At 67.8% G+C, this 466-nt stretch carries 1 protein-coding gene; it reads left to right on the top strand.

Annotated features, from left to right (window positions below):
• The coding region (locus RNC47_RS36595; protein ID WP_311605178.1) for a hypothetical protein at positions 1-466 on the top strand (466 nt) is incomplete at both ends.

The following is a 466-nucleotide window of genomic DNA, read 5'->3' as shown; positions in this document are numbered from 1 at the left end:
CCGTCGTTGGTGGAGCTGTTGCCGGTGAAGGCCAAATGGGGTGTGTCGCTGGGGGCGTTGATCAAGCATCTGCATACCTCAGAGTTGTTGACCGAACCGCGGTTTGAGGCGTTGCGCCGCCAGCTCTACACGCGGGTCAACCCGGACACCGACACGACGTGGGGCCGGGTGGAGCCTGGCTGGAATGACCGTGAGGTGGAGCGGCCACGGTTGATCAGCAAGTGGCTGGAGATGGGGTTTTCGGCCCGCTCAGCGGCGATGCTGGCACCCTATGACTTGATGTGGCCCCAGGATCTGCTGGAGGATTTCATGGCCGGGCAGCGCGCCGCCCCGGGGCGACAGCGGCGCATGTGGCGGTGGGCCGCGGTGGGCGTGGGGCTGTGGTGGGGACTGCGACACCGGCGCGTGGCGCGGGCGGCAATGTCATCCCGTTGCGGCAGCGAAGCCGGCGCGGCTAGGGCACACA

The sequence above is a fragment of the Streptomyces millisiae genome (assembly GCF_031845425.1).
GTDB lineage: Bacteria > Actinomycetota > Actinomycetes > Streptomycetales > Streptomycetaceae > Streptomyces > Streptomyces millisiae.
Note: the sequence above shows the minus strand (reverse complement) of the source record. Positions and strands in the feature narration are given on the sequence as shown.